Source organism: Natrinema hispanicum, from assembly GCF_900111485.1.
In the GTDB taxonomy this organism is placed as follows: domain Archaea; phylum Halobacteriota; class Halobacteria; order Halobacteriales; family Natrialbaceae; genus Natrinema; species Natrinema hispanicum_A.
The window spans coordinates 1-5,074 of record NZ_FOIC01000069.1 but is presented as its reverse complement, the minus strand read 5'-3'; the positions used below and the strand labels follow the sequence as shown (position 1 = coordinate 5,074).

General features: G+C 53.6%; 4 protein-coding genes and 1 pseudogene. All 5 read right to left on the bottom strand.

The window, feature by feature from the left end:
* The coding region (locus BSG09_RS19815; RefSeq protein WP_092936193.1) for a hypothetical protein at nt 1-353 on the bottom strand (353 nt) is incomplete at its 3' end.
* 135 nt (nt 354-488) lie between these two features.
* Nucleotides 489-1,544 carry a M48 family metallopeptidase gene (locus BSG09_RS19810; protein ID WP_092936190.1) on the bottom strand — a complete coding sequence of 352 codons (1,056 nt, stop codon included), beginning with the start codon at nt 1,542-1,544 and terminating at the stop codon, nt 489-491.
* Between the two features lie 169 nt (nt 1,545-1,713).
* Entirely contained in the window at nt 1,714-1,971 is a 258-nt protein-coding gene (locus tag BSG09_RS19805) for a hypothetical protein (protein ID WP_008014495.1), read from the bottom strand.
* A 116-nt stretch (nt 1,972-2,087) separates the two neighbouring features.
* A complete protein-coding gene (locus BSG09_RS19800; RefSeq protein WP_092936188.1) occupies nt 2,088-3,356 on the bottom strand; it encodes a phage NrS-1 polymerase family protein in 1,269 nt (422 codons plus the stop codon).
* A gap of 356 nt (nt 3,357-3,712) precedes the next feature.
* A pseudogene (locus tag BSG09_RS19795) lies at nt 3,713-5,074 on the bottom strand (hypothetical protein); the annotation flags it as partial.

Sequence of the window (5,074 nt, the reverse complement as noted above, 5' to 3'; positions counted from 1 at the left end):
GGCCGTGCGAGGCGGTTGATCAGTTCATCACGCACGTCCTGCCGAGACATCGTCTGTTCGTGCCAGCCGAGCCGTTCGTCGTAATGGCGCTTCCTGAAGAGCTGGCCGGTCGTCTCGGCGGCGATGTACTGAGTTCGTTTGACTCCCCAGACGTTCGACGATCGATACTCGGCACCGACGTCTGCATGCGTGAGTTCAACGAGAACACACTCGACGAACGAAATGAGTGACTCTCGACTCCGATCGTTCGGAACCCGTAACTCGAGGCCGGACCAGGGTGGATCGATTGGCTGTCGGTGGGTTGGTGCTCGATCAATACCACGGTCTCGTGGGTGCTGTCGCTCAGAAGTCATTCGCTATCTCGGGGCAGTTCGACCGCCCCGCACCCATCTCGGGGCGAGAAAATACTCCGATGAGGTGTTTTAGGATGTGTGCAGCCCTGACTGTACCGAACGCTACGAATTCTTTGAGGAACGTCTCTGCACTAGTCAGTCAGCGTTCCGACTCAGTCGCTTAATATGTGCAATTCGGTCGTCTATCGGAGGATGTGTAGACAATATACGTGTCCAGTAGTGGCGGATTCGGCGTATAGCTCTCTCGTAGAGCCTTCCTGAGGATTGTTCATTAGCTGTCTCTGTCATCTGGACGTCTCTAAGTGCGCGTAACCCATTGGCAACTTGCTGTGGGTCGTCGAGAAGCTCGGCTGCGTATCTATCTGCCCGATACTCTAGCTGTCGACGAGCCCATACAAAGACAACTCGTCCAACGAGCACTGCGCTACCGGCAACCAGAAACAGCATCCAATGGTGCCGCATAAAATACCGAACAGAGAGGAGTGACAGGGCTATCAGCACTACCGTCCCAACCAAGGAGACAACTGCATGGTTTTCGTCGACGTGCCCCAGCTCATGAGCTGCAATCATTGCGATGCATTTGTTGTCAAGTGCTTCAAATGAGTGCTCGTTGATTAGAATGACTTTGTGAGTTGGAAAGACGCCGGCAGCAAGACCGTTGATCGTCTGCCCGAACTCGCCAGTAACCACTCGAAATGCAACGTCTTGATCGGCACCTATCTCACATGCAGCGCGTTCTCGATCGTTCAACGGTCGTGTTGCGACATGATTCCGAAAGAATGTACCCGACATCGACACCATTCCTGCAAGAAGGAGTACTGCAACAACGAGCTCGAGTAGTGATTTTCCAAAGATGAGCAGTTCGCCAGCAGCGAGCGATACGAGAACGCTGAATCCGACGACTGCAATCCGTGTAACCGCATCCACACGAGAGCTCTCTTCATCGAGAATACGCTGCACTTCTGCCAGCACATGTTGTGCTGAGTAAACGACATAGTGTACGAAAGCAGATGCCATGATACTCATGACTGCCAAGGAGATGGAAACCGTCGAGAGATCGATGGTCGGAACAGCCCATCTGACATAGAGTGTACAACCGAGAAATACAGCTACCGAGAGCAGTATCCACGGTATCAGCTCGGCTGCTGATCTGCGCAGTGAATTCCAGTGGTTCGTCATTGAATCAGGCATGTGTTCGAGGAAACCAAATCTCGCTCGGTTGGAACATTGGTTTGTTTCCAGTCCACTTTTAGGGAGCCATAGAATATTATACACCCGATCTAGTATATCTTGATTTAATAAGCATAGAAGTGTTATTAATTCTAGAACGGTCAGTTCGTGTCAACACTTCGCTGTAACTCTACGGCTGATAGTTCTTTGACCAGTGATAGATATTCCGTGTTAGGTAAAGTCCGACGACTATCGGGATGCTCACGGAGATTAAAAAGAGGAGGTTGTAAGTAAGCGAAAATGGTTCGAGATCCCCACCAACTACGACCTCTGGTTCTGCCAGCCACAGGTCGTAGCCAGTGGGGATGAACGCAAGCGTGAACAGTAGTACTAGCACGGCCGATATCTGTCCAAATCGATATTTCGCTCGACGCGTTATGTCACCCATTGATTACCAATCGAATTTAGTAGGATGAAAATTCTTCGGTGAGGTCTTATACTAACACATCGTGTGACCCTATCATACTTTACTCGGGATTGGAAAAAAGATCTACCCAACGACTGTTACTCGGAGCTCTCGCCGAATAATCGTCCCCACAGAGAGGCTGTCTCTGAAGCGGTGTCACAGTCAGACGCTGTGTCGACTTGTTCTTCTCGAGTTTGCTTGATCTCTCGGTTACGCTCTGCAAGTTCGGTTTTGAGATCCTCGATCGTTGCCTCGAGTTGCTCGATACGCTCAGTTTTCTGTTCGAGCGTGGCCTCGAGTTCGTCGACACGGTCAGTCAGCAGTCGATTCTTCTCGACCAGATACGCACGATTCCGATTCGGAGTCCGCTCTGATTTGTCACGGCTAGCAGTGGTCGACGGCTCGCTCGTTCTGGGTGTAGATTCGGTTGCCGTCTCTCGAGTATCAGGATCGTAGAACTCAGAGGTACTCGCAATCGCTCGTTCGACGGTCTTCTCGCCGTACGTAGAGCCGTCAGCGTAATGGACTTCATCCCATTTGTCTCGGAGCAGTCCCGATTGGCGGAAGAGCCGGTCTATCTGCTGCTGATCCCCACCGGTCCAGAACGCCAGCAAACAACACAGCGCCATGTCCGCCTCTGACTGACTCTCATAACCGGCAGTTGAGCCACGCCACAACCGCTCGAACTTCTCGCCGTTCGATGCGTTCCGTGCTCGCTCGAGCAGGTCCTCGTCCTCGAGATCAACGTCAGTATGGGCTACACTGCCCGTCGTTTCCGTCCCGTTCCTAGTGCGACGGTTCCCAGATTCGTGCTCTGGATCTGGGTCAGAGTCTTGGACGTACTCACGATGGATCGCAACCAGCGCGTCCTGCCGACGTGCAACGCGAGCCGGCGTGTCCTCGAGTCGAGCGCCGGTCACGGTGAAAAACCGAGCAGTGTCGTACAGTTCGATACTGCCACGGCGATTCCGCCCATCCGGGAGCTCTCCCTTGATGAGTACGTGGAACCCAGTACCCGACGGAGAGATCTCAGTATAGGAATCAAGGCGCTCGATGACATCCTGCGCTGTGTCGTCGACGTCGTCGCTTGCGGGATCTCGACAGTCATCCAGATCCACGCCGACGATGGGATCGTCGTCGGTAAAGACGAAGCCGATGCCATCGGCGTTCCCTGTGTCAGCGTACTCGAGGGCTGTCTCGAACGACGCCCATGTTTCGGGATCCGTCGATGACGCGAACGCACCACTCCCTGGCGTCACTGGTATCTTCGTCGGCTTCCCATCTCGAGGCTCTTCTTTCCAGCAGACCCACTGGTCGCGATCACGTAGTTCCTCGGGGAGTACCGAGACAGCGCTCTCAGACATCATCGATCGACCTCGTAATATGCGTCCAGTTGGACATCGTGCATCCACTATCACGATGCTGACAAACACACCGAAATCCAGTGGGCTGTTCGCTACCCTGTCCAACGGGGGCTACCCCTTCTATACTAGTTGGTTTTGACCCTCGATTTGCCATGAACATCGCTTCCGTCCTGCGGTTTTGCCCTGAACATTTTTCAAATTCTTGACCTGAACGATTAATTTGCCCTGAACAAATAGTGGTGTAAACCGGAGATTGGCGTGTAAATGGCCTGGTGAGCGGAGATCGTAATACTAGTGCTAGTGCAGAGGTATCCGGTGTTTTATTCTCTTGAGATACAGACATAGTTATGATATAAGTCTCATTCAAGGAGCTTTGATCCATCGCTGGTCAGGTCGATTCCAGTGTAGACTGTTACCAGATTATCGCCGTTTCTGATACGGTCATCTTCATACTCAACGACGTTCGCAAGCTTCCGACCGAACCAGCTCGCATTTGTCCCATCAATGTCCTGCTGATCAGTCCATCTCGAGTACGCCTGAAACAATTCCTCCTTCGGTATCTGCACACCATCTGCTTCTCTGATGTACATCGCTGCGAACGCCTCGATGCCATCACTCTCTGGTTCGATCTGTACAGATTGCTCTCCTGAGGAGCATGCTTCTGCCGGCTGGGACGGCTCCACAGCCTTGGAGTGTTCAGCAGAAGATGCATCTGGCCATAGCTCCTCGTTGTCTGGCGATTCAGACAGCTCGTACGTGTCGCCCTGCTGGAAGAGCAGGGGACTCCCGTCTGTCGGGTGTATCAGGATGAGATAGCTCTCACGCGAATAGTTTGCGTCTGGCAGGTCAACGTCGGGAAGGAACGGCCGTTTGATCGGCGTCCACTCTGTCTCGAACTCACTTTTGGAGTCGTAAGTCAGTGTCTCACCGGGTTGGTGGACGGTGTACTGACCGGACTGATGATCATAACTGTAGTAGGCCGGCACATCATCTTTCGAGATCGGACCATCATCCGGCACACGGGTAAACTCTGTCTCACCATCTGACAGCACACGCTCTCCGTTGTCGCGTACCCAGACAGTCCGATTTGCATCCGTCGTCTGTGGACGAACCGCAGTGACGCCACCATGAGCTGTCGCACCACCACCGAAGGTCACAATCTCATCACAGTTGTAGAACTGCTCAGTGCCATCCGATCGTTCGTGCAGTGGCTTTGAAAGGATATTCTCGACTCGTGACGCCACCTGTGTCTCAGACTCCCCAGGACGGACAACGAAGATCGGAATGCGGTCTTCCTCGTGAGCGCGTTTGAGATTCTGCAGAACCTTCGCTGGGCGATCTGGCGTTGTTGTCTCAGCCTCGATGTTAAACACCACATCATGATCTGGGTGCGTGGCAACTGCGTCAGGTTGCTCACTCCCATCCTGCTCGAGGATCTCGACACTGAACCCGCGTTCAGTGAGCGCTACCTCAGTATCCAGAAGCACTGCATCGTGGCTGGTTCCACCAGCTGAGCCGACAGTGCCCGTCTTGGGCCGGACCAACTCTTCACCCTCGTCGGTGAGCCGAGCGACGATCTCATCGTTCTGCAGGTCGACCTCGATCAACCGCGAGGCATCGCGCACATCCGGCAGGTCTTCGTATGCATAGTCAATCTCGGGCTCGGTTTTCTCGAGGCGAGCCACGAGTTCCTCGTCAACAGCCGTGACCTCGACCCAGCC

Coding starts and splice junctions, on each gene's coding strand:
- BSG09_RS19800 (WP_092936188.1), bottom strand. CDS start 3,356: ATGATGTCTGAGAGCGCTGTCTCGGTACTCCCCGAGGAACTACGTGAT.
- BSG09_RS19810 (WP_092936190.1), bottom strand. CDS start 1,544: ATGCCTGATTCAATGACGAACCACTGGAATTCACTGCGCAGATCAGCA.
- BSG09_RS19805 (WP_008014495.1), bottom strand. CDS start 1,971: ATGGGTGACATAACGCGTCGAGCGAAATATCGATTTGGACAGATATCG.